This is a genomic window from Microvirga sp. Mcv34, assembly GCF_024519725.1.
Lineage (GTDB): Bacteria > Pseudomonadota > Alphaproteobacteria > Rhizobiales > Beijerinckiaceae > Microvirga.
This window is the reverse complement of record NZ_JALJRK010000001.1, coordinates 24,200-49,509: the sequence shown is the minus strand read 5'-3', so window position 1 is coordinate 49,509 and position 25,310 is coordinate 24,200. Positions and strand designations below refer to the sequence as shown.

At 62.4% G+C, this 25,310-nt stretch carries 26 protein-coding genes and 1 riboswitch; of the genes, 9 read left to right on the top strand and 17 right to left on the bottom strand.

The features are described from left to right. Positions 1–20 precede the first annotated feature (20 nt). From OC446_RS00240 to OC446_RS00230, 3 genes are all read left to right on the top strand, one after another. On the top strand, positions 21–1,259 hold the full coding sequence (locus OC446_RS00240) for a phenylacetate--CoA ligase family protein (RefSeq protein WP_410054981.1): 1,239 nt from the start codon (positions 21–23) through the stop codon (positions 1,257–1,259). Between the two features lie 630 nt (positions 1,260–1,889). Then, entirely contained in the window at positions 1,890–2,330 is a 441-nt protein-coding gene (locus tag OC446_RS00235) for a PRC-barrel domain-containing protein (RefSeq protein WP_262027028.1), read from the top strand. Between the two features lie 17 nt (positions 2,331–2,347). Continuing rightward, positions 2,348–3,166 (top strand): phosphotransferase family protein, encoded by an 819-nt coding sequence (locus OC446_RS00230; protein ID WP_315986469.1) that lies wholly within the window; start codon positions 2,348–2,350, stop codon positions 3,164–3,166. Between the two features lie 87 nt (positions 3,167–3,253). Here the strand turns inward: OC446_RS00230 and OC446_RS00225 are convergent, their stop codons facing one another. The 6 genes from OC446_RS00225 to OC446_RS00200 all read right to left on the bottom strand — a co-directional run bounded on the left by OC446_RS00225 (position 3,254) and on the right by OC446_RS00200 (position 10,600). Then, the gene (locus OC446_RS00225) at positions 3,254–4,807 is read right to left on the bottom strand and encodes an alpha-N-arabinofuranosidase (RefSeq protein WP_262027026.1); all 1,554 of its coding nucleotides are present in this window, start codon (positions 4,805–4,807) and stop codon (positions 3,254–3,256) included. Positions 4,808–4,872: 65 nt separating this feature from the next. Then, the gene (locus OC446_RS00220; RefSeq protein ID WP_262027025.1) at positions 4,873–5,721 is read right to left on the bottom strand and encodes an ABC transporter ATP-binding protein; all 849 of its coding nucleotides are present in this window, start codon (positions 5,719–5,721) and stop codon (positions 4,873–4,875) included. 12 nt (positions 5,722–5,733) lie between these two features. Beyond that, positions 5,734–6,795, bottom strand: coding sequence for an ABC transporter ATP-binding protein (locus tag OC446_RS00215; protein WP_262027024.1), 1,062 nt, complete (start codon positions 6,793–6,795; stop codon positions 5,734–5,736). Beyond that, entirely contained in the window at positions 6,792–7,661 is an 870-nt protein-coding gene (locus OC446_RS00210) for an ABC transporter permease (protein WP_262027023.1), read from the bottom strand. Before OC446_RS00210 ends, OC446_RS00215 begins: the two co-directional genes overlap by 4 nt. Next, positions 7,661–8,665: an ABC transporter permease gene (locus OC446_RS00205; RefSeq protein ID WP_262027022.1), complete on the bottom strand. Its 1,005-nt coding sequence runs from the start codon at positions 8,663–8,665 to the stop codon at positions 7,661–7,663. Before OC446_RS00205 ends, OC446_RS00210 begins: the two co-directional genes overlap by 1 nt. Positions 8,666–8,707: 42 nt before the next feature. Continuing rightward, the gene (locus OC446_RS00200) at positions 8,708–10,600 is read right to left on the bottom strand and encodes an ABC transporter substrate-binding protein (protein WP_262027021.1); all 1,893 of its coding nucleotides are present in this window, start codon (positions 10,598–10,600) and stop codon (positions 8,708–8,710) included. Between the two features lie 160 nt (positions 10,601–10,760). On the opposite strand from OC446_RS00200, the gene OC446_RS00195 reads away from it, so the two are divergent. After that, on the top strand, positions 10,761–11,717 hold the full coding sequence (locus OC446_RS00195; protein WP_262027020.1) for an ArsR/SmtB family transcription factor: 957 nt from the start codon (positions 10,761–10,763) through the stop codon (positions 11,715–11,717). A gap of 19 nt (positions 11,718–11,736) precedes the next feature. On the opposite strand, the gene OC446_RS00190 is transcribed toward OC446_RS00195, so the two are convergent. The 9 genes from OC446_RS00190 to rnk form a co-directional block, all read right to left on the bottom strand. Further along, positions 11,737–12,963 (bottom strand): DUF1501 domain-containing protein, encoded by a 1,227-nt coding sequence (locus tag OC446_RS00190; RefSeq protein ID WP_262027019.1) that lies wholly within the window; start codon positions 12,961–12,963, stop codon positions 11,737–11,739. Positions 12,964–12,985: 22 nt separating this feature from the next. Further along, positions 12,986–14,434, bottom strand: coding sequence for a DUF1800 family protein (locus tag OC446_RS00185; protein ID WP_262027018.1), 1,449 nt, complete (start codon positions 14,432–14,434; stop codon positions 12,986–12,988). 181 nt (positions 14,435–14,615) lie between these two features. Then, positions 14,616–15,287: a porin family protein gene (locus tag OC446_RS00180; RefSeq protein WP_315986468.1), complete on the bottom strand. Its 672-nt coding sequence runs from the start codon at positions 15,285–15,287 to the stop codon at positions 14,616–14,618. 438 nt (positions 15,288–15,725) lie between these two features. Next, complete coding sequence (locus OC446_RS00175; protein WP_262027016.1) at positions 15,726–16,175, bottom strand: RNA polymerase subunit sigma-70; 450 nt, start codon at positions 16,173–16,175, stop codon at positions 15,726–15,728. A gap of 469 nt (positions 16,176–16,644) precedes the next feature. After that, positions 16,645–17,064 carry a transcription elongation factor gene (locus OC446_RS00170; protein ID WP_262027015.1) on the bottom strand — a complete coding sequence of 140 codons (420 nt, stop codon included), beginning with the start codon at positions 17,062–17,064 and terminating at the stop codon, positions 16,645–16,647. A gap of 47 nt (positions 17,065–17,111) precedes the next feature. Then, positions 17,112–17,576: a RidA family protein gene (locus OC446_RS00165; RefSeq protein WP_262027014.1), complete on the bottom strand. Its 465-nt coding sequence runs from the start codon at positions 17,574–17,576 to the stop codon at positions 17,112–17,114. Positions 17,577–17,688: 112 nt separating this feature from the next. After that, positions 17,689–18,573, bottom strand: a complete 885-nt coding sequence (gene speE / locus OC446_RS00160; RefSeq protein ID WP_262027013.1) for a polyamine aminopropyltransferase — start codon at positions 18,571–18,573, stop codon at positions 17,689–17,691. After that, positions 18,570–19,088: an adenosylmethionine decarboxylase gene (gene speD / locus OC446_RS00155; protein WP_262027012.1), complete on the bottom strand. Its 519-nt coding sequence runs from the start codon at positions 19,086–19,088 to the stop codon at positions 18,570–18,572. The genes speE and speD overlap by 4 nt, the downstream gene beginning before the upstream one ends. A 96-nt stretch (positions 19,089–19,184) precedes the next feature. Continuing rightward, entirely contained in the window at positions 19,185–19,607 is a 423-nt protein-coding gene (gene rnk / locus OC446_RS00150; protein WP_262027011.1) for a nucleoside diphosphate kinase regulator, read from the bottom strand. An 842-nt stretch (positions 19,608–20,449) separates the two neighbouring features. On the opposite strand from rnk, the gene OC446_RS00145 reads away from it, so the two are divergent. Further along, on the top strand, positions 20,450–20,839 hold the full coding sequence (locus OC446_RS00145) for a GreA/GreB family elongation factor (protein WP_262027010.1): 390 nt from the start codon (positions 20,450–20,452) through the stop codon (positions 20,837–20,839). Between the two features lie 66 nt (positions 20,840–20,905). Here the strand turns inward: OC446_RS00145 and hpf are convergent, their stop codons facing one another. Together hpf and OC446_RS00135 are read right to left on the bottom strand one after the other, a co-directional pair. Continuing rightward, entirely contained in the window at positions 20,906–21,229 is a 324-nt protein-coding gene (gene hpf / locus OC446_RS00140; RefSeq protein WP_262027009.1) for a ribosome hibernation-promoting factor, HPF/YfiA family, read from the bottom strand. A 283-nt stretch (positions 21,230–21,512) separates the two neighbouring features. Further along, positions 21,513–21,701, bottom strand: a complete 189-nt coding sequence (locus OC446_RS00135) for a hypothetical protein (RefSeq protein WP_262027008.1) — start codon at positions 21,699–21,701, stop codon at positions 21,513–21,515. A 578-nt stretch (positions 21,702–22,279) separates the two neighbouring features. Here OC446_RS00135 and OC446_RS00130 point away from each other — a divergent pair. The 4 genes from OC446_RS00130 to OC446_RS00115 all read left to right on the top strand — a co-directional run bounded on the left by OC446_RS00130 (position 22,280) and on the right by OC446_RS00115 (position 25,162). Then, on the top strand, positions 22,280–22,495 hold the full coding sequence (locus tag OC446_RS00130) for a helix-turn-helix domain-containing protein (RefSeq protein WP_262027007.1): 216 nt from the start codon (positions 22,280–22,282) through the stop codon (positions 22,493–22,495). A 468-nt stretch (positions 22,496–22,963) separates the two neighbouring features. Next, positions 22,964–23,863: a CBS domain-containing protein gene (locus OC446_RS00125; RefSeq protein WP_262027006.1), complete on the top strand. Its 900-nt coding sequence runs from the start codon at positions 22,964–22,966 to the stop codon at positions 23,861–23,863. Positions 23,864–23,904: 41 nt separating this feature from the next. Then, a complete protein-coding gene (locus tag OC446_RS00120) occupies positions 23,905–24,096 on the top strand; it encodes a hypothetical protein (RefSeq protein ID WP_262027005.1) in 192 nt (63 codons plus the stop codon). A gap of 364 nt (positions 24,097–24,460) precedes the next feature. After that, positions 24,461–25,162, top strand: a complete 702-nt coding sequence (locus tag OC446_RS00115) for a L,D-transpeptidase (protein WP_262027004.1) — start codon at positions 24,461–24,463, stop codon at positions 25,160–25,162. A gap of 52 nt (positions 25,163–25,214) precedes the next feature. Continuing rightward, positions 25,215–25,303, top strand: a riboswitch (glycine riboswitch). Positions 25,304–25,310 lie beyond the last annotated feature (7 nt).

Below are 25,310 nucleotides of genomic sequence, written 5' to 3'. Positions count from 1 at the left end.
CGGTTCATACAATCGGGAACATGACCTTGTCCGATGCATTCGACACCCTCGAAACCCGTGACCCCACCGAGCGCGAAAAGGCTCTCTTCACAAGGCTGCCGGAGATCCTGAAGCAGGCGGCCCAGGCGCCCGCCTATGCGGAGCGCCTCAAGGGGATCGATATCGACCGCATCACGAGCCGCGATGCGCTCGCCGCCCTGCCGGTGCTGCGCAAATCCGAGCTGCCGAGCCTGCAGAAGACGGCCCTGCCCTTCGGCGGGTTCGTGTCCGGTGCACCGGGCTCGTTCGGGCGCCTCTTCACCTCGCCCGGCCCGATTTTCGAGGCGGAGGCCGATGCGCCCGACCCATGGCGCGCGGCGCGCGGGTTATTCGCGGCCGGGTTCCGGCGCGGCGACGTGGTACTCAACACCTTCAGCTACCACCTGACGCCGGGCGGCTTCATCATGGATTCCGGCGCGCGCGCCCTCGGCTGCGCCGTCATCCCGGCGGGTCCGGGCAACACCGAGCAGCAATTCGAGCTGATAGAGGCCTATCGCCCCGTCGCCTATTGCGGCACGCCGGATTTCCTCAAGATCCTGCTTGATGGCGCTGACTCGTCCGGGCGCGACGTTTCCTCCATCAAGCGCGCGCTCGTCTCCGGCGCTGCTTTTCCGAAGTCTCTGCAGGAAGAATTCTCCGCGCGGGGCATCGAGGCCTATCAGGCCTACGCCACGGCGGATCTCGGCTTCATCGCCTACGAGACCACAGCCAGAGAAGGGCTCGTCGTCAACGAGGACATCATCGTCGAGATCGTACGGCCCGGTACGGGCGATCCGGTGCCCGAGGGCGATGTGGGCGAGATCGTCGTGACGACCCTCGACCCGCATCATCCCTTCATCCGCCTCGCCCTCGGGGACCTGACAGCGGCCTTGAGCGGCCCCAGCCCCTGCGGCAGGACCAATCTGCGCATCAAGGGGTGGATGGGGCGCGCCGACCAGGCGACGAAGGTGAAGGGCATGTTCGTACGGCCGGAGCAAGTGGCGGAGATCGGTCGGCGCCATCCCGAACTCGGCCGCCTTCGCCTCGTCGTCACCCGCGAGGGCGAGACCGACGCCATGACACTGATGGCAGAGACAGGCAGCCCGAGCGATGCACTCGCGGCCACGCTCGGCGCGACGTTGCAGAGCATCCTCAAGCTGAAGGGGGAGATCACCTTCGCAAGCCCCGGAAGCCTTCCAAACGACGGCAAGGTCATCGCGGATGAGCGCAGGCTCGGTTGACCAACGGTCAACCGCAAACCAACCTTGCACGGATGCAGACATTGCCACGCTTGGAACCCTTGAACCCGGGACTCCGGCTCCATAAGCTCAAGCTCGTTAGCGATTCGAACGAGGAAAAGAACGAGGGATTACAAAAAGAAAGAGCACCCGGAGGTGCTCTTAAGGTGTCCGGCCGTAGGGGCAAAAGTGACCGGAGATGTCAATAAACGCCCAAGGTCGGACTTGGTTCCAAAGATTTTTGAAGAATTTTCATGGCCTAGCTCACGCCTCATTGACGTCACGTTTTCCGGGTCTAGGGCTTAGCTTCCCGTGGGGGCAAACACGGGCCGGGGCCGCGACCAATGATCCTTCAACGGACATGGTCGCGGCTACCCCCCTTCAGGGCGTGACACGATCCGCTCGGGCATCTTCGCCAAGACCTTTCAAAAGGCACCCCAGGAGCGGCGTTTCAGGGCCGCGGCGCGTCCGAAGCCATAGGCCGATAACAATCCTGCGAGATGGCCATCCTGATCGGCAGCAGCTCACTATTCACAGACTCCGTCCCAACCGGCCGCAGGAGCGGCTTCCACCGATGCTACGAGTCAGCACGGTGCAAGCCTCACGCCGTTGGCGAATCCCGGTCCGGGGCAGATGCTGACCTCTGACCTGCGCGGCACCACCGTGTACGGGGCAAATGACGAAAAGATCGGCGACATCAACGACGTTCTCATCGACCGCGGTGGCCGCACCGTCGCGGTGATCGTCGGGGTCGGCGGGTTCCTCGGCATCGGACAGAAGGATGTGGCGGTCCCTTACCAAGCCCTTGAGGTCATGGCGGAGAACACGACGGATCGCGCCACCTCCCCGGTTCCCACGACGGCAGGCAACGCCGAGCGCAACATGATCGGCGATCCCGCCGCGACAGGATCTGTCAATACGGCCGGGCCAGGGACCGTCAATCCTTCGCGCATCATCCTGCGACAGATGACGAAGGCCGACCTGGAAAATGCCCCCAACTTCAACCGCACGGGCATAGGGATTGGCTCCGGAACGTCACCCGCCGACGGTACGAACGCGACCGCCAATCAATAAGGCATTCGTGCGGACCAGTGGGCCTCGGGTGCCCTGGTCCGCATGAGGCCTTTGTCGGCGCTCTTTCGAGCGGCCGCCTCGGGCATCCATTCCTTCCTGGCGATCGAGCGAGGCATCGTGCTCGAGGATTCCGGCTCAGACGGCATCGAGTGTCTGTACTGAGCAGCAAAGGCCGCCCACCACCCGTTTCCGGAAACTCGAATGAACACGATCATCCGGAGCGGATGGCTGTGTTGCGCGAGATGGGCCGCCTCACGGCCCTGATCCACACCATCCCGACCCGCGGCTTCGGCCACACCTTCGACTGGTCGAGCAACCAGCTCTCGCGCAAGGAAACCTGGGCCGAGTGCCTCAAACGCGAACTCCACATCGAGCAGCGGCTGGAGGTGCTGGAAACGCATAAGATGCTGTCGCAGCCTCAGCTCAAGTCCCTCCATGCCACGCTCGAGGAGATCGAAAGCGTGGAGGCGGACACGGTCCTCAACCATGGCGATATGCGCCTGAAGAACGTGATGGTGAACGATGCGAGCGAGATCACAGCCGTGATCGATTGGGAGTTCTGCTCCTCCAACGTGGCGCCCTATTGGGATCTGTCCCTGGCGCTGCATGATCTTTCCATCGACGCCAAGCAGGCCTTTCTGGGAGGCTATGGCGTCAGCGAGACGCAGGTGCGCGCCATGGTGCCCATACTCAAGGCCCTCAACGTCATCAACTACGCACCCTTCTTCGAACGGGCGGGGGAGGAAAAGGACGAGCGGCGGCTCGACCAGTACCGGACCCGGTTCAGCGGCGCCCTGGACCTCTACTCGCTCCAGGGCGTGGAGCACCGGACGTGAAAGCCGCATCCTGCCTTCACATCCGGTGCCGGGCATCACCGTTTCGTTTTCACGTGGGGGCCGTTGCGGCAGCCCCCATCGAGGGTCTTACTGCTTCTGGACACCGAGGCGGATGACGTTCCAGGAGGCCGGCGCGAGCTTGGCACGCACCTGCTCTCCCCAGATCTCCACACCCTCCAGAGGCGTGGGCCGGATCGTATCAGGCGCGTCTTTCGTATTCACCGCCATCAGATCGTCGTTGCGCAGCTGGTGCGCCTCCCTGACCACGAGGCCCTCGAAGCCGCGCACGAGCGCTTCCATGGACAGGCTCGCGTCGAGGCTGCGATTGAGCGCGAAGAGCGTGATGCAATCTTCGTCGTGGTTGTGAACCACCGACAGCTTGAGGTAAGGCACTTCGGAGATCGGGAACCGCAGGTCGGACGTGCCGCGCGGATCGTAATAAGTGGTCTCGTAGGTGGGCGAGTTCACCTTCGTCTGCAGCACCGTGCCACGACCGAGCGTGCTCATGTCCTTGAACGGATAAAAGATCGTCTGCCGCCAAGCCGGCCCGCCGGTCTCGGTCATTATGGGCGCGATGGCGTTGACCAGCTGCGCCAGGCAGGCGGACTTCACCCGGTCAGCATGGTTGAGCAGGGAGATGCATGCTCCCCCGAAGGCGAGCGCGTCCTGCATGTTGTAGATCTCTTCGAGGATCTGCGGCGCGACGGGCCAACCGAGCTTCACCCGGCCCTCGTTCTTGCGCCGGGTCCGGTACCAGACGTTCCATTCGTCGAAGCTCAGCATGATCCGCTTGGACGAGCGACGCCGGGCAGCGACCGCGTCCGCGATGGCCACGACCTCTTCGATGAAGCTGTCCATCAGGTCCGGGCTCGCGAGAAAGGCCGGCGTGTCATCGGCATAATTGTTCAGGTAGGTGTGCAGGGAGATGTACTCGACGTGATCGAACGAGTGCTCGAGCACCGTGTCCTCCCAGGTGCCGAAGGTCGGCATGTTGCGCGAGGAGGAGCCGCAGGCCGCGAGTTCAATCGTCGGATCGATCCACTTCATGAGCTTTGCGGCCTCGGAGGCGATCCGCCCGTATTCCCAGGCCGTCTTGGTCTCCATCTGCCAAGGGCCGTCCATCTCGTTGCCCAGGCACCAGAATTTCACGTTGTGCGGCTTCTCCCATCCATGGGCACGGCGCAGGTCCGACAGCTCTGTCCCGCCGGGGAAGTTGCAGTATTCCAGCAGGCGGCGAGCATCGTCGGGGCCGCGGGTGCCGAGATTGACGGCCATCATGGGCTCGACCTCGGCCGCCCGGCACCAATCCATGAACTCGTTGGTGCCGAACGTGTTCGGCTCCGTCGACATCCAGGCGAGATCGAGCCGACGCGGCCGGTTCTCCACGGGACCGACGCCGTCCTCCCAGTTGTATCCGGAGACGAAGTTTCCGCCCGGATAACGAATGATCGTCGGCCCGAGCTCGCGGACGAGTTCGAGCACGTCCTGCCTGAATCCGCGCTCGTCGGCGCTCGGATGCCCCGGCTCGTAAAGGCCGCCGTAGACGCACCGTCCCAGGTGCTCGACGAAGGCCCCGAAGAGACGGGGATCCGTTTCAGCGATGGAGAAATCACGGTCAATGGTGACTTTGGCTTCTTTCATGGGGAGGCTCCGATCAGTGAGGTGCGGTCTCGGGGTGTTCGAACTATCGGCAAGCTGGGAGTGGATCAGGTGGCGGTCGCGGGCATGCCGCCCGTGAAGCTGTCGTCGCGCCAGGCGTCGTCGACCGACAGAACCGCCTGGCGAAGCTTGATGGAGTACGGATGCTGCGGCGCGGCCAGCACCGTCCGGGCGTCGCCGCCCTCGACCACCCTGCCCTTCTGCATGATGATCAGACGGTCGCTGATGTAATAGGCGGTGGCCAAGTCGTGCGTGATGTAGATGATCGAGACGCCGAACTCGTCGCGAAGCTTCTTGAACAGGTTGATCACGGTCATGCGCAGCGATGCGTCGATCATCGAGACCGGCTCGTCGGCGACGATCAGGGATGGATTTGATACGAGCGCACGCGCGATCGCTACGCGCTGGAGCTGCCCGCCCGACATCTCGTGCGGGTAGCGCCCCTGAACTTCCGCGAGCGACAGGCCGACCTTGTGCAGGGACTCGTCCACCCGCTCCGCCGCCGCCGCAGGCGTGCGGCATTCCATGAAACGCTTGGCTGCGCTGAACAGGTAGCGGTCGACACGCTTCAAGGGATTGAACGCATCGAAAGGGTTCTGGAAGATCGCCTGCACATGGCTCATGAACTCCAGCCGGTCGCGACGGCTGCGGATCTCGCGCAGATCCCGCCCCCGGAAGCGGATCTGACCGCCCGTGGGGGTCAGGCTGTTCAGGATCATGCCCGCGAGCGTCGTCTTTCCGCTGCCCGACTCGCCGATGATCGTGAAGACCTCGGGCTTGTCCGCCGCAAGAGAGAAGCTGACGTCGTTCACGGCATGAGTGACCCGCCGCGAGACGAAACCGCCTCTCGTGAAGATCTTGTTGACGTGCTCGACGTCGAGGAGGTTCGGCTTCATGCGCTCGCCTCCCTATGCGACCGGCCGGACCCGGGCGGGGTCGGCTTGAGCGACGTGGCAGGCTGTCCGGTGTCCTGGCAGGAGCTCCACCATGGGCGGAGCCTCGCGGCGGCAGATGTCGATGGCCAGGGGGCAGCGGGGGTGGAACCGGCAGCCCGGCGGAGGATCGGCAAGACTCGGGGGCGAGCCTTCAAGGGCCTTCTTGGGCGCCTCGTCCCCGATGCGCGGCAGGCTGGAGATCAGATGCGCGGTGTAGGGATGGAGCGGCCTCTTGAACACGTCCCTGGTCCTGCCCTCCTCCACCAGCCGGCCGGCATACATGATGCCGAGCCGATCGGTCAGGTTGGCGTGAACCGCCATGTCGTGGGTCACGAACAGGACGGACGATCCGAACTCCTGCTGGATCTCCCGGATCATGGCGAGAACGCCCTTCTGGACGATCACGTCCAGCGCCGTCGTCGGCTCGTCGGCGATGATGAATTCCGGGCTGCAGATGGTCGCGAGGGCAATGGTCACCCTCTGTCGCATGCCGCCGGATAATTCGTGCGGATAGGCCTGAAGAACCGCGGGATCGAGGTGGAGGCGCTTCAGGTGCCCCTCCACGAGGTGGGTGAAGTCGGCGCCTTTGGCAGCTACGTGCGGCAGCGCGAAATCCGCGAAGGCATGCTTGATCCGCCGAACCGGGTTCAGCACGCTCATCGAGCCCTGCATGATATAGGACAGATGGCTCCAGCGGATCGCCGACAATTCCTGCGGCGAAAGCTTGTAGATGTCCCGCTCTCCATCCTTGAAGGAAAAGCGCACCGAGCCTTCGACCACCCGGAGCGGAGGACGGATGGCGCCCGCGATGGTCTTGATGAGGGAGCTCTTGCCGGAACTCGACTCGCCCGCTAGGCCGTAGATCTCGTTGCGGTTGATCTTGAGGCTGACGTCGTCGACCGCCCGCACCTCGCGGTCGATGCCGAACAGCTTCACCTTGTAATAGGCCTTCAGCCGGTCGACCGAGAGCAGCGGAGCCGCCTGGGGAGCCCTCAGTTCCACGGAAGAAGGAATGGAGCGAAGGTCTGCGATCATGCCTGCCCCCCGAGACGGCTGAGGCGGCTGCGCGGATCGATGTATTCGTTCATCGAGATCGCGAGCAGGAACAACCCGATGAACAGCATGATCACCAGCAGGACCGGGAACGTGATCCACCACCAGATGCCCGACACCAGGGCGGTATGCTGGTTGGCCCAGTAGATCATGCCGCCGATGGTGGGCGTGTTGATGTCGGTGAAGCCGAGGACCGACAGCGTGACCTCGATCCCGATCGACCAGTTGATGTTGTTCATGGTCGTCGAGAACACGATCGGCAGCACGAACGGCAGATGCTCCTGAAGGACGATCTTGCCGGTGCTCATGCCGGAGAACACGGCCTGGCGGGTGAATTCACGGGTCCGCAGGCTCATGGCGATGGACCGGATGAGCCGCGCATCGTAGGCCCAGCCCAGCAGCGCCGTGATGACGGCGAGCATCGCCCAGGTCATCTGGTCGCGCATGATGAAGTAGAACAGCACCAGGATGGGAAAGAGGGGGACGACGACGAATGTATCGTTGATCGACATCAGAACCCGATCGACCCAGCCGCCCTTGTAGCCGGAGATCAGCCCGACGAGGAGCGATATGACTCGGCTGAGCGCCGCCACCACGATGCCGAACAGAAGGGTGTTCCGGATCGCGACGGTGAGCTGCCAGAACACATCCTGCCCGCGCGACGTGGTGCCGAGCGGATATTCCCAGGACGGTGGCACATCCGGCGGTACGACGTACACGTCCATTGGTGGATAGGGTGAGAAGAAGGAGCAGGCGGCGACGGCCAGCACGATCAGGACGAGCATCAGGCCGATGGCGAACTCGCCGTTGTATCGAAAGAGGTCACGAAAGATCCTGAACGTGTTCATCAGCGTGCCTCCACGCGCGGGTCGATCAGCGGATAGAGCAGATCGATCAGCAGGACAGTGGCGGAGACGGCCACGATCGATACGGTGGTGATGCCCAGCACCAGGCTGTAATCGCCGGCATGGACCGCGCTGATCAGCAGCGACCCGACGCCTGGATATCCGAAGACCTGCTCGGTGATGATCGCGCCGTTGAAGATGGCGCCCAGCTGCAGGGCAAGGCCGGTGACCTGGGGGCCGAGGGCATTGCGCATCACATAGGAGCGCAGGATCTTGCCGCGTTTGACCCCTGCCAGCTCCGCATAGACCACGTAGTCTTCCGTCACGATGTTGGACACGAGGGCGCGCATCCCCATGAACCACCCACCGATGCCGACCGCCATGAGCGAGAGCACGGGCAGGATCGAGTGGACCACGACGTCGAGGGCAAAGGCGAAGGTGTTAGAACGGTCCGACGCCATCGTGGCGCCGCCGCTGATCGGCAGAATGGGCCAGAGAAAGCCGAAGATGATGAGCAGGACGAAGGCGACGACATAATATGGGATCGGGTGGATTCCCATGCTCAGGACGCCGAATGCCTTTAGGACGCGGCTGTTGCGGTAATAGCCCGCGAGGCCGCCGAGCAGATTGCCGAGAACCCAGGTCAGGAGCGTCGAGACGAGCAGCAATCCGACGGTCCAGGGAAGGGCTCGCAGGATGAGCTGCGAGACCGGTGTTGGAAAGGCCGACAGGGAGGGGCCGAAGTCGCCGACCAGGACCCGCTTCCAGAACGACACGTACTGTTCCCAAGGCGTGCCCTCAAGACCATAGAGCTGGCGCAGCGACTGCCGCATCATCTCGATGGCTTCCGGACTGGTCGCCCCGTAGGTCGTCGCAGCCGAGATCGATTGCTCGACCGGATTGATCGGGGTCATATGCGTCACCAGATAGGTGATATTGATCCCGACGAAGACGACGACCGCGAACTGCACGAGCCGCTTGGACAGATAGGCCAGGTAAGCCTTCATGGACCCCTCCTTGTCTGAGGAAAGTAAGGAGTTGTCTGTGCGCTATGGCTGCTTGGGCTTGAGCTTCACCATCATCGAGCGGGAATTGCCCCAATTCGGCACGGGATTGGCATAGGGGTTCTCCGACGTCGGGTACCCTGTCCAGTAGGTCTCATCCATGGCCGTGAAGACGTTGTAGGCCATCAGCGGGATGATCGGCATCTCGCGAACGATGAGCTTCGCGTAGTCGCGACCGAGTTCGACCGTGCGCTTGTCGTCGAAGGAAATCCGGCGCACCTCCTCGATGATCTTGTCGAGCTCGGGGTTGCTCCAACGCTGCCAGTTGCGCGGCGACTGCGTCTTGCCCGGTGCTGCCACGAACTGCGAATGCCAGCTGTCGAGGAAGAACGACAGGTCGGGATGGCCGCCATAGGTCTCGACGCTCCAGGAAATCAGCGTCTCGAAGTCGCCGGCGATTCGCCGGTCCAGCATCGTGGTGCCCTGAGCCACCTCCGTTTTCGCGTCGATGCCGAACTGGCGCCATTGCTGAACGATCATGGTTCCGGCCCGGGTCAGGATCGGGCGACTATCGCCCTCGACCATGAGCTTGATGGAGAAAGGCTTGCCGTCAGGCGTGTACCAGGCATTGCCGCGTTTGGTGTAACCGGCCTTTTCGAGAAGTTCCGTCGCCGCCTGCGGGTTGGGCTTCCACCAGCCGTATCCGAACGCCTTCCTGATCTCCGCCGGATCCGTCGGGATCTGCTCCTTCATCGTGGGACGCAGCATGTCGGCGATCTGGTTGCCGATGGTTGGATCGTACGGCTTGACCTTGCTCTTGCCGGTGTCGATCTCGTAGGAGGCCAGCCACTCCTGGAGCGGGATGTGGTAATCGTCCGGATGCGTTCCCGTGGGCGGGATCCCGATCGGCGAGAGCGTCGCGGCTCCGCGATAGGATGCCATCGAAACGGCCTTGATGTCGATCAGCAGCGCCAGCGCCCATCGCACGTCGCGATTCTGGAAAGCCGGATTCTGCATGTTGAAGATCACCGACGGCAGGGTCGGATCAGGATGAGCGAACGGGAAGTTCGGAAACCATGTCTTGAGGCTCGGCGACTGCTTGGTCAGGGTGAACATGCCCTCGGGGGCAATATCGTGCACCACGTCCAGGTTGTGGTTGAGCTGCGCGATCACGCGCTTGTCCGGCGGTCCCGGGTCGATATAGGCAGCAAATTTCGGCCCAGGCTCGCCATAGCGCCCGAGCGTGGTGCGCTGCCAGTCGTCACGCTTCTGCCAGATGTACCACTTTCCGTCCGGATCGAAGCTGTGGATCTTGTAGGCGCCGAGTGAAACCGGCGGGTTGAAGTCGAACCGCTGAGGATCCGCCGCTTTCTCGAAGATGTGCTTCGGCATCATCCAGATCGCGTTGAACCGCACCGTGAAGAGCGAGTGGAACCGTGAGTTCGGCTTCTTCAGCTTGAACACGACCGTCCAAGGCTCCGGCGACGACACGCTCTCGACGTTCAGCGCCAGCAGGGCGCTCCAGCGCATGCCCGGATTCTTGATCTGGGTTTCGACCGTATAGACGAGATCGTCGGGCGTGAACTCGACGCCGTCGCTCCAATAGATGCCGGGGCGCAGCTTCACCGTCATCTCGGTGAAGTCCGCATTGTAGATCGGCTTTTCCGCCGCGAGCGAGTTTTCCCAGACGCCGTCGAGCCCACGTTCGGGATCGATGTACCAAAGTGTATCGAGCGCGAGCTGGTGCAGGCCGGTATACTGTCCGCCGGCGTTGATGGTCCAGATGTTGAACCATCCGGGGTTCTTGATCGTGCCCTCCGGGTTTTCGAGAATGATCGTCTCGTTGCGCGGCACACCTGGGACATTGGTTTGAGACATTGCGGTGGTCGCTGCCAGGGCTAAACCGGTGGCAACGGTAAGCAGGCGTAGAAATCGCATTTGGCGCTCCTCCTTGGTTGATTTTTTATCTTTTTTCTTAGTTAGCCCTCAGTTTTCGGGATCGGTCAACAGTAGCATTGATACATATCCAAACTTTTGATACATACAGCCGGAACGCAGTTTGCTGTCCGCCTTCTGCGACTTTCCAGCAGAGCGACCCATGTCGACATTCAAAAGAAAATTCCTGACCCTGGTCGCGGAGGAGAGCTCCGAGACCCTGCGAGGGATCGCCTCACCGGGCCGCATTCGGATCCTCAAGCTCCTGCGGGCGCAGGGACCGCTGAACGTCAACGAGATCAGCGATGCGTTGGATCTGCCTCAATCCACGATCGCGACCCATGTCCAGGTGCTGGAACGTGCCGGGCTCATCGAGACGGAAACCATCAAGGCCTCGAAGGGTCAGCAGAAGGTATGCTCGATCCGTTACGACGAGATCATCATCCGCTTCGACGACGAGGATCCGCTCAAGAGCAAGGACCACATCGAAGTCTCCATGCCGATCGGCCTCTACACGAGTTGCGATGTGAGCGCGCCGTGCGGGCTCTGCTCGACGGAGAGCGTCCTGGGTGTCCTCGATGTGCCCGATCTTTTCCTCGATCCGCATCGCATGAACGCATCCCTGATCTGGTTCAGGCGGGGCTTCGTCGAATACAAGTTTCCCAATAACGGCAAGGTCCTCGGCGCCAAGATCGACAGGCTCGAATTCGTCATGGAGCTGTCGTCCGAGGTTCCGGGCACGAGCCTCGACTGGCCGTCCGAGATCAGTCTCTGGATCAACAACGTGAAGGTGGGAAGCTGGATCTCCCCGAGCGACTTTGGCGACAAGCGCGGTCTTTACACGCCACAATGGTGGAAGCTGGAAGGCTCCCAATACGGCAAGCTCGTGACCTGGCAGATCACCAGAAGCGGAACATCAGTCAACGATGTTCAGATTTCGGACGTGACGCTCGACAAGCTCGAGCTGGACAAGCATCACGGCATCCGCTTGAGAATCGGGATCGACGAGACGGCGCGCCATCCTGGCGGGATCAATATCTTCGGCCGCGGCTTCGGAAACTACGATCAGGATATCGTCATGCGCATCCACTTGAAAGAGCAGCCAGGTGCGAAGGCGTAGGTACACTACGCCTCTTCGTTCAGGCCACGAGACCCTGGATGGGCTTCAGGTCAGGCGTGCCGGGAAACACATCGTCGGCAAGCCGGGCGGCGGTGATTCCGAACAGGTCGGAGAGCACGCCCTTGGCGACGGAACGGATATCGGTCGTCGGGCGAAGATCCCGACGCTCGAAGAGGTTCTCCGGCCTCAGGCCAGGCCAGTCGGCGATGACCCGCCCGCCCTTGACTGCCCCGCCGACGAGGAACGCCACGGTGCCGTTGCCGTGGTCCGTTCCCACCGTGCCGTTGACCCGCGCGGTGCGCCCGAACTCCGTGACCACCATCACGACCGTATCCGCCCATCGATCCTTCAACCCGGCCTCGAGAGCCGCGAAGGCGCCGTCGAGCCCGCCGAGGAGCTGGGCGAGCTGGCCCGTCGCGCCACCTTCGTTGGCATGGGTGTCCCAACCATCGAAGGCGAGCGCCGCGATGCGCGGTCCGTCATCCGCATTCACGAGGCGCGCGGCTCCCTCCGCCACGCGGCGCATAGCGGCGGCTGCGCCGCCTCCGGACTGGCCCGCCATGCCGCCCATACGGCTCGCCAGGTGCTCCGTTTCGAGGCCGCTCCGGAGCTGCGCGCCCAGTTCCGGATCGCGGGCGTCGTAGAGATCGAGAATCCGTTGTGCCAAGTCCTCCTTGGCCTTGGGCAGGATGGCCGGAGCCCAACCGGTCACGGGCGCGCGCCCGCGCACGATCAGAGGTGGCACCGGGCCGATACCCAGCGCCCCGCGCTGCGCGATGCGCTCGCCCGCGGGCAAGGTTAGGAGCAGGCGGTTCATCCAGCCGGTCTCGGTGCGGCCCGGCCCCGGCTGGCCGCTCTCCAGGACGTCCTGCCCGTCGAAATGCGAACGGTCGCGATAGCCAGTGGATGTGGCGTGGACCACGGTTGCCTGCCCGACTTTGTAGAGCCGCAGCAGGTTCGGCATGGCCGGATGCAGCGCGAAGAACCCGTCGAGAGGCAGGGCCGGCGTGCGGCCCTCCGTCGAGAGAGCGATGCTCTCGCGCAGGCCCACATAATCCGGGTCGCCTAAGGGGGCGACGGCGGACAAGCCGTCCATCGCGCCGCGTAGGACGATGCATACGAAGCGCGCGTCCCGTGCACCCGCCGCCGCATAGGCGAATTTCGGCACGAAGCTCCAGGCGAAGAGAGCTCCGGCTGCTCCCAGCAAGGCGCGGCGGCTGACATTGTTCTCGCAAAGATCGGACATGATCGCTCTCCTGCTCCGACGTTCAGCGCCGCTGGAATTCCGGCGCCATCAGCAGAAGCGCGACACCCTGCTGGCGGCTTTCAGCGCGGGCGACGGTCTGGCGCGTTTCCTTCGACGCGTAGTCGCCGAGGCTCGCCTCCAGCAACTCCATGGGATCAAGCCGCCCGGCGCGCTGCGCCAACCGCGCGGAGGCGTAGAAGCGCGTCTTCATGCCCTCGGGCGTGGCCCAATGGGCGGCCGTGTCGGGATAGCCGTTGGGCCCAGGCGGATCCCAGAGCTTATGGCCGAGCGCGTTGAGCGGACTGACCACCACCCACAGGTTCTCCGGGGGCGTGCCGATGAGGCGAAGCGCCCCGAAGACGAATTCCTGTGGGGTGCGGATCTTGCGCGTCTCCGGAGCCCAGGCCTCGGGTGAATCGAGTAGAGCGCGGGAGAGTTCCGCGAGGTCGCCTTCGGTTTCCAGGAACACGTCCCGAAGCCGGGCCACGAGAGTGGGCGGCGGATCGTCGGCCACGAAATGACGCGCCATCTTGTACGCGATGTGTTGCGCAGTCGACGGATGACGTGCGAGGGCGTCGAACACGTCCCTGGTCTGGTCCGGACCGTAATCAGGATAATAGGCGCCGAGCACGCGGTGCTCGCCGGGCTCGTGCAGGCCCACATTAAAGATCGAGGATCCGGGCCGTCCGAGCTTTCCTTCGGGCCCCGCCACTGTCCAGCCGGTGATGACGCGCGCCAGGCTCGTCACGTCGGTCTGGCCGTAGCCGCCGGAGACGCCGAGCGTGTGCAGTTCCAGGATCTCACGGGCGAGGTTCTCGTTCAGCCCCTTGCGCTGTTTCAGGCCGGCATTGGAGTTGGGGCCGATCGACTGGTTGTTGTCGAGATAATAAATCATCGCCGGGTGCGTCTCGGCGGCGAAGAGCATGTCGGCGAAACGCCCGAACACATGGGGCCGGATGGCCTCCCGCTCGAAAGCGCCGGCCGTGGATTGAATCTGGTTGCCCTTGGAGGTGGAGACCGCGAAATGGTTGCTCCAGAACCAGACCATGCGCTCGGCGAAACCGCTCTTCGCCTCCAGTGCCACCTGGGTGCGGGCGAGGACCTCGTCACGATAGGTGTCCTGCGGGATTACATTCCTCGGCGCCTCGGCCTGCGGCAGCGGCTTGGCTGAGGCGTCTGCCTCGTCCATCGCGCGGGCCAGAAGCGCGCCATCCCGACGGTCGTAGGGACTGGTTCGCAAGGATCGCGCCAGTTCCACCCGGCGGTTCTCCTGCTGGAGCGCGGCGAGGATCTCGGGTGTGCTTTGGAGATGGCCCTGCGCGGATCGCCAGCCTTCGATGTCCTGGCTCAGGAAGCCCCTCACGTCGGAGCGGGATTCAGCCAGGTCGTTGCCCCTGGCGCCGAGGCCGAAGCGGGCCAGCGCAAGGGCGATATTAGCGCTGTCCTTCGATGAAGCTTCCGTGGCGATCATGGGCGGCCCGCGATGAAAAGGGATAACCGCGCAGGATTGTCATAGGAAACTTGTCTGAGACGGGGCGAGATCGTGGCGGCTGTCCGTCCTTTTGATGAATGGCGCGTCAGGTCTCCGCGGGCAGGCATGCAAAAAGGCCCGGGAGGATTCCCGGGCCTTTTCGTTTGTCGGATCGACCTGATCAGTACGTGCCGAACTTGAAGTTCAGCTTGGCACGGGCGACGAAGAAGTCCTGATCGTTGTTCGACTGAGGCCAGAAGACATTGACCGGCCCACCGCCAACCGGCGTGAAGGTTCCGATAACGTTGTTGTTATCGTTGCTCTGATCAATGCTGACCCACAGACCTTCGAGGCCCAGGGTGACGGCGCTGTTGCCGCCGAACAGGTTCCAGTTCGTCGGCAGTGCCCACTCGATGCCGCCGCCGACCGCCCAACCGGTGTCGTTGTCCGTGTAGGCAACACCACCGGTGGCGTAGATCAGGACGCGATCGACAGCGAAACCGGCGCGCACGCGGGTCGAACCCCACCAATCCGAAGAGTTCTCGAACCGGCCGGGAACGAAGGTGCCGGCAAAGCCCGGCCCCGGGATGAACACGGCGGTGTTATTGCCGTTGTCGATCCCCTGGATGTCGGTTTCGACACCGATCACAAAGGAGCCGATCTGGTAGTTATAACCGATCTGGCCACCACCGGTGAAGGCGCCATCGTTGTTGTTGTCAAAGATGAGCGTACCCCCGGCGAGGCCGCCCGGAACCCCGGGTCCCCCGAGGATCACAGGATCGTTGTTGCTGTTCCGCCAACCCCAGCCGAGGTTGCCACCGATGTAGAAACCAGTCCAGGTGAAGACCGGCACCGTTGCAATGATCGGAGCCGGGGGCGCAGCGCGGGCCGGCAGGTCGGCAGCAGAGGCAGCGGCTGCAGCAAGCGAAACGCTCGCAACCCCTGCGAGGAGGCTAAGTACGCACTTTCTCATAACCGTAACCCCTTGATGTGGACTCACGGTGAAAACTTACGCTCGTTCCGCTCGGGAATGCTATGGCAAAGGTGCAACACCTACATATTTGAGCAGTATTCAATGGGTGCAAAAGTAGTACTACTTTCGACGAAGAGAATTTTATCCAAAAGTTCAGAAATTCGTCTTGTTAGCAAGGTCTTGAAAGGCGTTTGACTTTATTTTGAAGGCATGTCCTAATGATCGCGTTTTCGGCTTGACAACCGAAGGCGAGGAGATCACTCAACCCTGCCCTTTGGGCGGGGTTTTTTCTGGGCAAGAACGCTGCCGCGAGCCCCCTTACAGATCGCCCAGCAGCAACTGGGCCTGATTGCTCGGCTTAGACTTTGCGCTCTTCTTCTGAGATTGAGGGACGGTCTTCATGACGCGGCGCTCGGATCGCGGCCGGTCATCGGCACCGAGCATCCGCGCCTTAGCCTTGTCCCGGGCGATAGCCTCCGGGGCATTCGGATCATCTTGAATCCATCTTTGTCGCTTTACAACTTCATTGACCCGCCCCTGGTTAACTCCCAGCTGGAAGGCAATCTCCTGCTGAGTCATATCAGTGGTCGAGTGAAGCTCTAGAATCTTGCGCGCCAGCTCTGGCGTCATCTTCTTGCCAGAGATCCGTCGAGCAGGGGCGATTGCCCTCTTCTCCCGGTCTTGCTTACGGAGTCTTTCCAGGATTGCTAAAGCCATATGCATCCCCTGCTCTCGCAAGGCTTCTTCAAACTCTTTGAGCGTAGTCACCAGCAAACTCCTCGAAAGCTAAAACTAACGCACAGGCTCGGTATTGAGATCCCTTGATGATGTAGACTCGCAGGTCATCTCCTGATTTCGCCCTAAGAGCCCTCGCCAAAACTCGTCGAGACAAAGCTTACATCAGATGATTAGGGTCACAGAACCCGCTTTTTCAAGTGCTCACGCTCCAAGATGTAGGTTCTGATCGGGTTGGTTCCAGCAGGGCCCGAGCCGGAGTTCGCCGGCTCTCGGCTGAAGATGCGACTATCATCGCACATGCGCGGAACCGCATTGCGGCCAAGCGGATCTGCCCGGAATAGGCCACTTCCAAGCTGATCGCATCGAAGGCCTGCCTGACCGCGAAAACGGGTGGGTCGCGAGCGATCACAGAAATCTCGTGTAGCTCGTCAGACTGCGTGATCCTGCTCATATGCGGCATCCGCATCAGATCGCGCTTCTTCGCATGCCTCGGATCCCGTTACAGGATTCCAACCGGCACGAAGGCACCGATGATCCTCGGGCCGACAGCTTCGACGTACACGTCAAGCGGTTCGTCCGACCCCATCATCGGCATCCGGTCACCGGCGCGCAGACCGAGCAGGGACAGACCGACCGGCGTGAGAACCGACAGCTCGGCGGGCGGCCACATGCGATCGTCCGGATGGATCAGCATGCGCCTTTCAGGCGGGTCTTCTCCCGCGATGCGGTAGGTCACGAACGTGTCGAGAGTGACCACAAGGTCAGGGATCTGGTCCGGCTCGTATAAGGTGGCGCGTCGCAACTCGTGCAGGAGCTGCGACGCGAGCGGATGAGCCTGCTCGGCGAGTTCCTGAGCTGTCCGCATCAAGCGCCGGTGGTCACGGGGCGTCATCGGAATGGATGACAATCTGCTGGTCATCGGGACCTCGTGTTAAGGAAGCGGGTGACGCGAGGAAAGCGGCAATCCTACGGAAGGGTAGGATCGCCCATGGGGGACAATCGGCTTCCAACCGGGAGGATCGCCGTGGCTGCGATCTCCACGACAGCCGACGGATCGGCCAATCCCGTGACTTCGACGAGCACCATTGCCGGGTAGTGGCGGCCCATGACTTCGCGATAGACCACCCCAAGCTCTCGGGGCAACGCTCGATAGTGGTCAATGTCGAGCACGTACCATGTCATCTGCGCGATGTGCTCGCGCGCTCCGCCCGCTTCGGCGAGGACGGTGCACACGTTCCGCAGCGCCTGGCGCGCCTGGGCTACGAGACCGACTGACATCACCCTGCCCGAAGCGTCGGTGGCGATCTGCCCGCCCACGAACACGAAGGTGCCGGTCCCTGCCATGGCATGCGAGTAGCCGCGCGGGCTCAGCCATTGAGGCGGGTTGATCCCACGCAGTGGGGTGATCAACGAGGGCGGAACGATGGTCATGATGTGCTCCTGTCAGCTCCATGGCTCAGGGACCCGGGAGCGGAGTCGTGATGATGCGTTTGTAACCGAATTGGGTCTCCAGGGCGGCGCCTCATCGGCTGCCGCCCTGGGCTCAGGCTCCTGATTTCAGGACACCTGCGGGCATCGGATCCTCACGCAGCGAAGACGGCTCAAACGAAGGGGCCAATATGAACGCCGCCCGGTGCACCTCGGGCACGTAGTAGCGCGTCCGGCCTTGCAGCGCACCGAAGCGTTCCCGCAGAACCCTACACGGGGGACACAGACCATCGCGGGACCCACCCGCCGCGACGAGCGCGAGCATGCCACCGGCATAGGTCGGAACAGGCGCCAAGTAGGGCCGAACCGCAGAGAAAGAAGCGGCAAGGCGCCCGCATACCATCTCCAAATTCGCAGGCTGGAAGAATGGCGCGCCACTCTGGACCACAATCAACCCGCCGGGACGGAGCCTGCTTCGGCAAGCCCTGTAGAAAGCCGGAGTGAAGAGCGGTTCTCCTGGTCCCATCGGATCCGTCGAGTCGATGATGATAACATCGAACATGCTCTCGGTTTCGGCGATGTAGCGCGTTCCATCCATGACGAGAACGCTTGCACGTGGATCGTCGAAAGCTCGTTCCGAAATCCCGGGAAGGTGACGTCGCGAAAGGTCGATCACCTCGCCGTCGAGCTCAACCAGCGTTGCTCGCTCCACCGGATGCTTCAGCACCTCCCTCAGCGTGCCGCCATCGCCGCCACCGATGATGAGCACCTCCTGCGCGGAACCATGCGCCAGCATTGGCACATGAGCGATCATCTCGTGGTAGATATGGTTGTCGCGCTCCGTCAGCTGAACGATACCATCGAGCACAAGCACCTTGCCAAAGGTCGCGTTCTCGAAGATCAGCACGTCCTGGAACTCGGTACGCCAGTGGTAGATCACGCTTTCCATGGAGAGCATCTGCTTGTGATGCTCATAGAGCTTCTCCTGGAACCAGTTCATAGGATCACTCCCCGCTTGTGCTCGGCGAGTGTGACATGCCCCGGCAGGAACGCGCCTTTCAGAACATCAATGGCTTTGTGCGGCTGGGCGGCACCGCACATGAAGATGTCAACCGCCGCATAGGAAATCTCGGGCCAAGTGTGAATGGAAATGTGGCTCTCGGCGAGGACCGCGACGCCGGAGATGCCGCCGTTCGGGGTGAAGTGGTGAAGATCGATGTTCAGGAGCGTCGCACCGGAGCGGTCTACCGCGTCGCGAAGAGTCTGCTCGACCAAAGGCAGATCGTCCAAATTCGACGCATGCCAGAGGTCGACAATCAGATGCGTTCCTGCGAACAGCATGCCGTCACGCTGGATGAAATGATCAGGGCGGGCATCACTAGCCACCGCAGGAGCTGAGGCTACGATTGCGAGAGGCGCGGTCCCGTCAGCATGACGCGAGCGGCCCTCGAATCCGTGGGCAGGAGGGCGCGGGTCAGGGATGGCGACCACGTTGAGACGGTTAGTTTCGGCCATTCAGTTCTCCGTGGGCAGGGTTTCTGCCGGTTGCAGGGCAAGGACGGCACGCGGCCGGTGACGGCGGCGTGGAAACTCTTTCGTACAGTATGCGTGTTATGCGGGCTGGAGCTCCGTCGGAGCGGATGCGCGCACATGCAGCACAGTCAGCCGCTTCGTCTGTCCGGTGCGCGTGGTCCAATCAATCGACTTGCCGACCGGCAGCCCGATCAGGGCGGTGCCAATAGGCGTGAGCACCGAAATGCACCCCTTTGAAATGTCGGCCTCGTTCGGATAGACGAGGGTGACCGTCTGCACGCGCCCCGTCATATCGTCGCGGTACTCGACCGTGCAGCCCATGCAGACGGTGTCGGCGGGATGGCGACCCGCGCCCAGAACATGTGCGCGGTCGAGTTCGTCGCTGAGTTCGGCCGCGACTGCAGGCATGGTGTGTGCGGCCGCATTGGCGAGAACCGACAGCTTTTCATAATCGCCAGCCTTCAGGGTGATGCGCGGCTTGGCGCCAGAATTCTTCGCCATCTAAGGTCTCCAGTTCTGGTGTGGACGCGAGCGCCCTTCATGCGGTGCTCGGTACGGGGTCATGGTCATGCGGCGACAGGTTGAGCCCCTGCGTTGGCCGCCACTGGGGCGCAGGCCGCACTATCTTTCCGTCCGGTTCCCCTGCTCCATGTGATCGGGTCTGGAGCGCGGGTCGTTCGGGAACGCTGCATGGCAAGATTTCCCTCCCACCGGATGGGAGTGGGAACGGCTGAGGGTTGGAGCGTCAGCGTCACGCGTTCGCGCACGACGGTGTCCGGGCGCGCCAATTCCTTAGGCGAGCCGTGTTCCACAGGTGCCGCAGATCGCCTGCCCTCCGCATGGCGAAGCATGAGTTGAAAGAAACGTTGACGCATACCGCCAAACCGGCTGCGTCGGCAGCCGGCCCCACAAGATGTCCGAAGCTTTGGGAATCCTGCACTGCCCCGAACCCGGGGCGCGTATGCGCGTCGAGTTCGGGGCTACTTGCCCGCGATGAGGTTGCCTGCACGCAGCAGGCCGCGACGGTGATGTGCGAAGCTCAACATGATGCTTCCAAGCTGGTGCACATTGTCCCGTTTGTCAAATCGCTGAAGGACCGTGTGGCGTAATGCCCTGTTCTCGGCTCCTCGTCGGGCTGACGCCATGCATCGCTCGTGAGCACGACATGGGCGGCGACCGCATCCTCCGCCGAGCGGAGACGTTCTGAGACCTCGCGGTCGCGCAGACGTCGCGCAGCGCAGGCCACGCCCCTCAGATGTGTGGAATCGTCTCCATCAGGACTCAGCAGCAGGAATACAAGGTCGGCAGGCACGTCGTCCGCAGCCGGCCTGCGGATCCGCAGAGTGCCGCCGTCAGCAAAGCTCCTGGCGCTGGAACTCGCACTGGCCCGGGTAGTCAGCCCTGCCAGCCTTCCTCCAAACGTGATTTCCATGCACTCCGTCTTCGAATTCCGGGATGGGATCACCGATCAGGTCCGCCGCGGGATGCTGGTTTATCCGGGTGAAGAGGATGATGGCTTGGGACGAATCTCCATTCTGTCCCCATTGGGCGCAGCTCTGATCGGCTTGTCCGAAGGACAATCCTTCCAATGGCGCAGCGCCACAGGACTTCAATGGACACTGCAGGTCATTCGTGTCGTTTGTCAGCCAGAATCTACGAATGTGGGTAATGATTACCGTGAGAGTGAAGCGACAGCACTGTCGCGAGCCGAACTGATGAGGATGACACGTTAGTGGTGTAAGTGGCCGGAGGATCCCTCCGGCCGGGGAAAAAATTTAGCTCAGCACCGAAACCATCCTCTAGCCTCGGCTGGCATCAATCATCCGACGCTTGCGTCGGCGCAACTGCTTGTCGACTTTTCCGAGCGCCTGATCGAAGGCCTGGTGACAATCGCCGGCGGACGCTTCCGCAACAATCATCCTGAGATTGCTGACCTGAATGTTGATGGTGCAGCTGTAGGAGTGACCATCGCGGGTGAACCCGACAGTTCCATGATGCAACTGCCTAAAATAGGTCTTGGCAACGTGCAGAAGTTGGTCCTGGACCTTGTGGGGCAGCGCCTCACCAAGGTTGACGTTGGAGCCGTTGATTTTGATCGGAGCGGATATGGCGTTCTGCGTCATGAATACTTCCTTCATGGGTATACCGGAGGGGACCATCGCGATGAGGCGTGCCTCTCATCACGAGGCATGGGGGCATTCGGAGTGGTGGGTTTGACCGGTTCGTCGTTTCCATAGGAACACCAAGGGCACCGGGCCGCGGCTTTTGGCAGATTGCGCTTGCAGATCCTGCAGACGTCCCGTCGGGCGCGCCTCAGCATCGTCGTTCTCCTTTCGCAGGCCTTGCGCTCGGCAAAGCCGTTGTCATGGTTCGTGCGAGAAAGTGGTCAGGAAGGCAGCAGCCGTGTCACCGGCTCCGTCGTCCAAAGAAAGTTTCGGTTGCGGCGACCCATGCCGTCACGATCAGCGTGATGGATGCGGACAATCCCAAAAGGCTGATCGACGCCGCATAGCCGAAACTTTCGCCGAGCCGCTCCCAGAAAATAAGTTGCGCGAACGTCAGCGCGAAGAAGAGTGCACGGATAGCGATGGACATGACCTCACCACGCGGCGGTCTCGGCGAGACTGCCGCTCATCGCGATTGGGTTGTGAATGCAAAAAGCCCGTACGCCCGGGATCAGTCCACGCAGTGAATGCCTCTGGGACTGTCAAAGGTTGAGTTTTGCCGTGTACCGATTATCCCCGGACTGACAACGTCCGGGGCTCAGGCTCCCGTCTTGAGACGGCCTGCGCGCAATGCGGAATGGGTGCGGTTCGTGGGCATGACGCCACCAATGTCGGTTGCGCCAGGATCATTGTCAAGTTTATCCCATGCGTCATAACACGCGGTTTGACAAAGGCGTCAGGCAGCCTAAGCTTGCTTTGTTATGGTGCCGTTCGTCAGACATCATCGCGGCCTTTGCCGCGCCGGAACCCTGGTCGCAGGACGCTGACCCCGCGTCTGCGTGTGTGCACGCGGACCCGGGGTAAAAAAGCCTACCAAAATCGAGCTAGATTGGGATGCAGGCTCACGCACGGCCCGGCACCGGCGCTCGCGGCGTCATCGCGCTTGCGGAACAGGCCGCCGACGAATGGTTTCGCCGCAGGCCGGATTGTGCACCTCGGCAGGAAACCATGAGCAGAGAATCGAAGAAGAAGTCCTTGAGCTACCGGGTGACGACACCCGAAGAACGGATCCGACGAGAGGTGGAGATCGAGCAGCGATCCGCCCGTATTCTGGCGCTTAAGGCGCAGGGCCTTAACTACGCTACCATCGCAATCCGGCTGGGCCTGAGCGCCAGCACTGTGAGCCGCCTTGCACGGGAGTACGTCCAGTCAGCGCGCAATTAGGTTCAGACCGAGGCCGCGGGTGCCGCATTTGTGAGGAGAACAAGATGTCCAGCTGTGCACGGCACGCCGCGAACCTGCGCAACAAAGCGCCCATCTTACATGGCATCTAAGCTTTGACCCGTGAGATGTTCGAGCGCGCCTGCCGCCCCGACAGGTTCGGAGCCCTCAAGCAGCGGACGAGCGCGCTCATCGTTCCTGACGACTGAGCTTGAATTCGCGGATCTTCCACTTACATCAGGAATGTCATGATTACCCTGCTTCACCTCTCCCATCTCGGCGTGGGGCACCTCCTCCCAGGCTACTAGTCCCGAAGGCTGGCCTCGCCCATCGCGGCGGCCCGCCATTCGGGACCATGACGCATCCTGAATCAGTGTCGGACCTATTGTGCCTCTTCAGGGGCAGCGCGGCATGCGCCCGTCAGGATCGTCTTTGAGCCTTTGGCATGCTGCGCTGCACGGAGGAGAAGTCATGATCACCCGTCGTCACCGCTCGACCGAGCCGCTGTCACCGCACCGACTGCTGTCCCTAGCCCTTGCCCAGTCGCCTACCCCGGACGATGGCGGCCGCATTGCGCTGATGCCGTGGCGCGTGAGGCGGGAAGCCATGGGGCGCCCGACGCCGAGCGTCCCCCGTGACCAAGGCTGCAGGCCGGAATCCGCGCCCGCAGGCGCAGTGCCACCTCCGCTCACGGTCGCGGATGTGATGACGCGCGAAGTCGTCGCCGTCTCAAGCAGCACCCCCGTATGCGAGATTGCGAGCACAATGGTCGGCAAGAGGATCAGTGGCGTACCGGTGGTCAGCGCCGATGGAGGCCTCCTTGGCATCGTCAGTGAGAGTGACCTGATCCGGCGGGCCGAGATCGGAACTCAGCGTCGGCGCTCCTGGTGGCGCAAAGTCCTGGCTGACATCGAGGCTGATGCCACCGACTACGTCCGGGCCCACGGCCGCAAGGCGCAGCACGTCATGACACGACGTGTCGCCACGGCTAAGGAGGACATGACTCTTGCTGACGTTACCGATGTGATGGAGAAGAGGCGACTCAAGAGGCTTCCCGTTGTTCGCGGGAATGTTGTCGTCGGCATTGTCAGCCGAAGCGATCTCGTCAAGGCGTTGGCGCGCAGCCGTGCAAACCTCTTCGCCCACCCTTCCACGGACGACAACATTTTGCGAGACCTGATGGCACGAGTGAAGGGTCTGACGCCTTCACATAGGCTCATCCACGTCTCGGTGCATCGCGGCAATGCGGACATTTCCGGAGTCGTGGACTCGGCCGCCGAGCGCGAGGCGATCCTCGTCGCAGCCGAGAATACCCCGGGGATCCGCTCGATCCAGGATCGCATGATCCTGCGATCCCGCTCAGTTTCCTGAACGGAAAGGAGCGTCCAATGAGTCGCCCTCGTGCAATCCTGATGGCAGCCATCCTGTTCGGCGGCGTGTGTCTGATGCTCGGAGCTCTCGGCATGATGATGTTCGAGTCGGGGAAGGTTCTCTCAATCTACATCATTGCCGTTCTCGGATTCGCCGCATGGCTTTCCTGGGACACGTATGAGAGGAACAGAGCACGGCAAGATGCGCTGATGTCCAAGGGATCAGTGCAATGAGAGCATAGCACCTTGCCCCGTCCTACTTCGCTCCGCAGTGCGGTGGGCACAGAGTTCTCGCCGAGCCTCGCTCCCCTCCCCGATGCAGCGTGTACTGGCTGAAGAACGGACGGCGTTGTGGTCACCGCCCGTACCGTGTGGACTGAGATGTGTTGAACGTCGTTCCCGATGAACCTTGCTACGGCTAGACCTACGCAGCTTCAGGGGCAGAATCGCTCGGGCCTTAGTCGCCATCCGGCGCAGCCCTGGTGCGAGCGAGCAACACACGACCATCATCGCTTCTCCGTTCCCGTCGCGTCACACCTTGGCCATAAAGGTGACGCGAGTGGGGTCCCGGTCCCAACGACCCGAAAGGAGAACAAGATTGTCGCTATCCCTCACCCGTCGAACCCTGCTCGCCGGACTGCCTCTCTCGCTGACGGCCTGCGTTTCGTCCGGCCGCACGGCCCTTACATCGAAGCCCGGCGTCGATCCCGGTGTCGCCGCCATGTACGCCGCACTCTCCGATGAGCCGCATCCGGTACCGGCCGTCGATGTCAGTCGGATTCCTCCGCAATACGTCCGGCAGGTCGTCGCCTTCCGAGGGCCGGAGGAGGCTGGAAGCATTGTCGTCGATCCGTCGCGGCGTTTCCTGTACCTCGTCCAGGAGAACAGGATGGCGCTTCGCTACGGCTGTGGCGTCGGCAAGGCCGGCTTCGACTATCAGGGCAGTGCCGTGGTCGGGCGCAAGGCTGCATGGCCGCGCTGGACGCCCACGCCCAATATGATCAAGCTCGAGCCGGAACGCTACGGTCCTTACGCTGGCGGCGTGGAGGGCGGCCTCGAGAGCCCGCTCGGCGCGCGAGCATTGTATCTGTACCGGGACGGACGTGACACGCTCTACCGTGTCCACGGCACGCATGAGCCCGATACCATCGGTCAATCGGTCTCCAGCGGATGCATCCGCCTGTTCAACCAGGACATCGTCGACCTGCATCGACGGGTGCCCGTAGGCACTCGTGTCACGGTACTGAATGCCGATGCAGAGGACAGGACGTTGCCGTCCGACGGTATCGTCGGAGTCTGATCACTCACGCGTGATCAACACAATTCGGCCACAAACAAAGGCGAACTGACCTTAGCAATGAGCGGGAGAGAGCCAGCACGCTGGCCGCCGAAGGAGCAACTGCCCCGGAAACTCTCAGGCACACAGGACCGCTTCGTTGCCCGACACT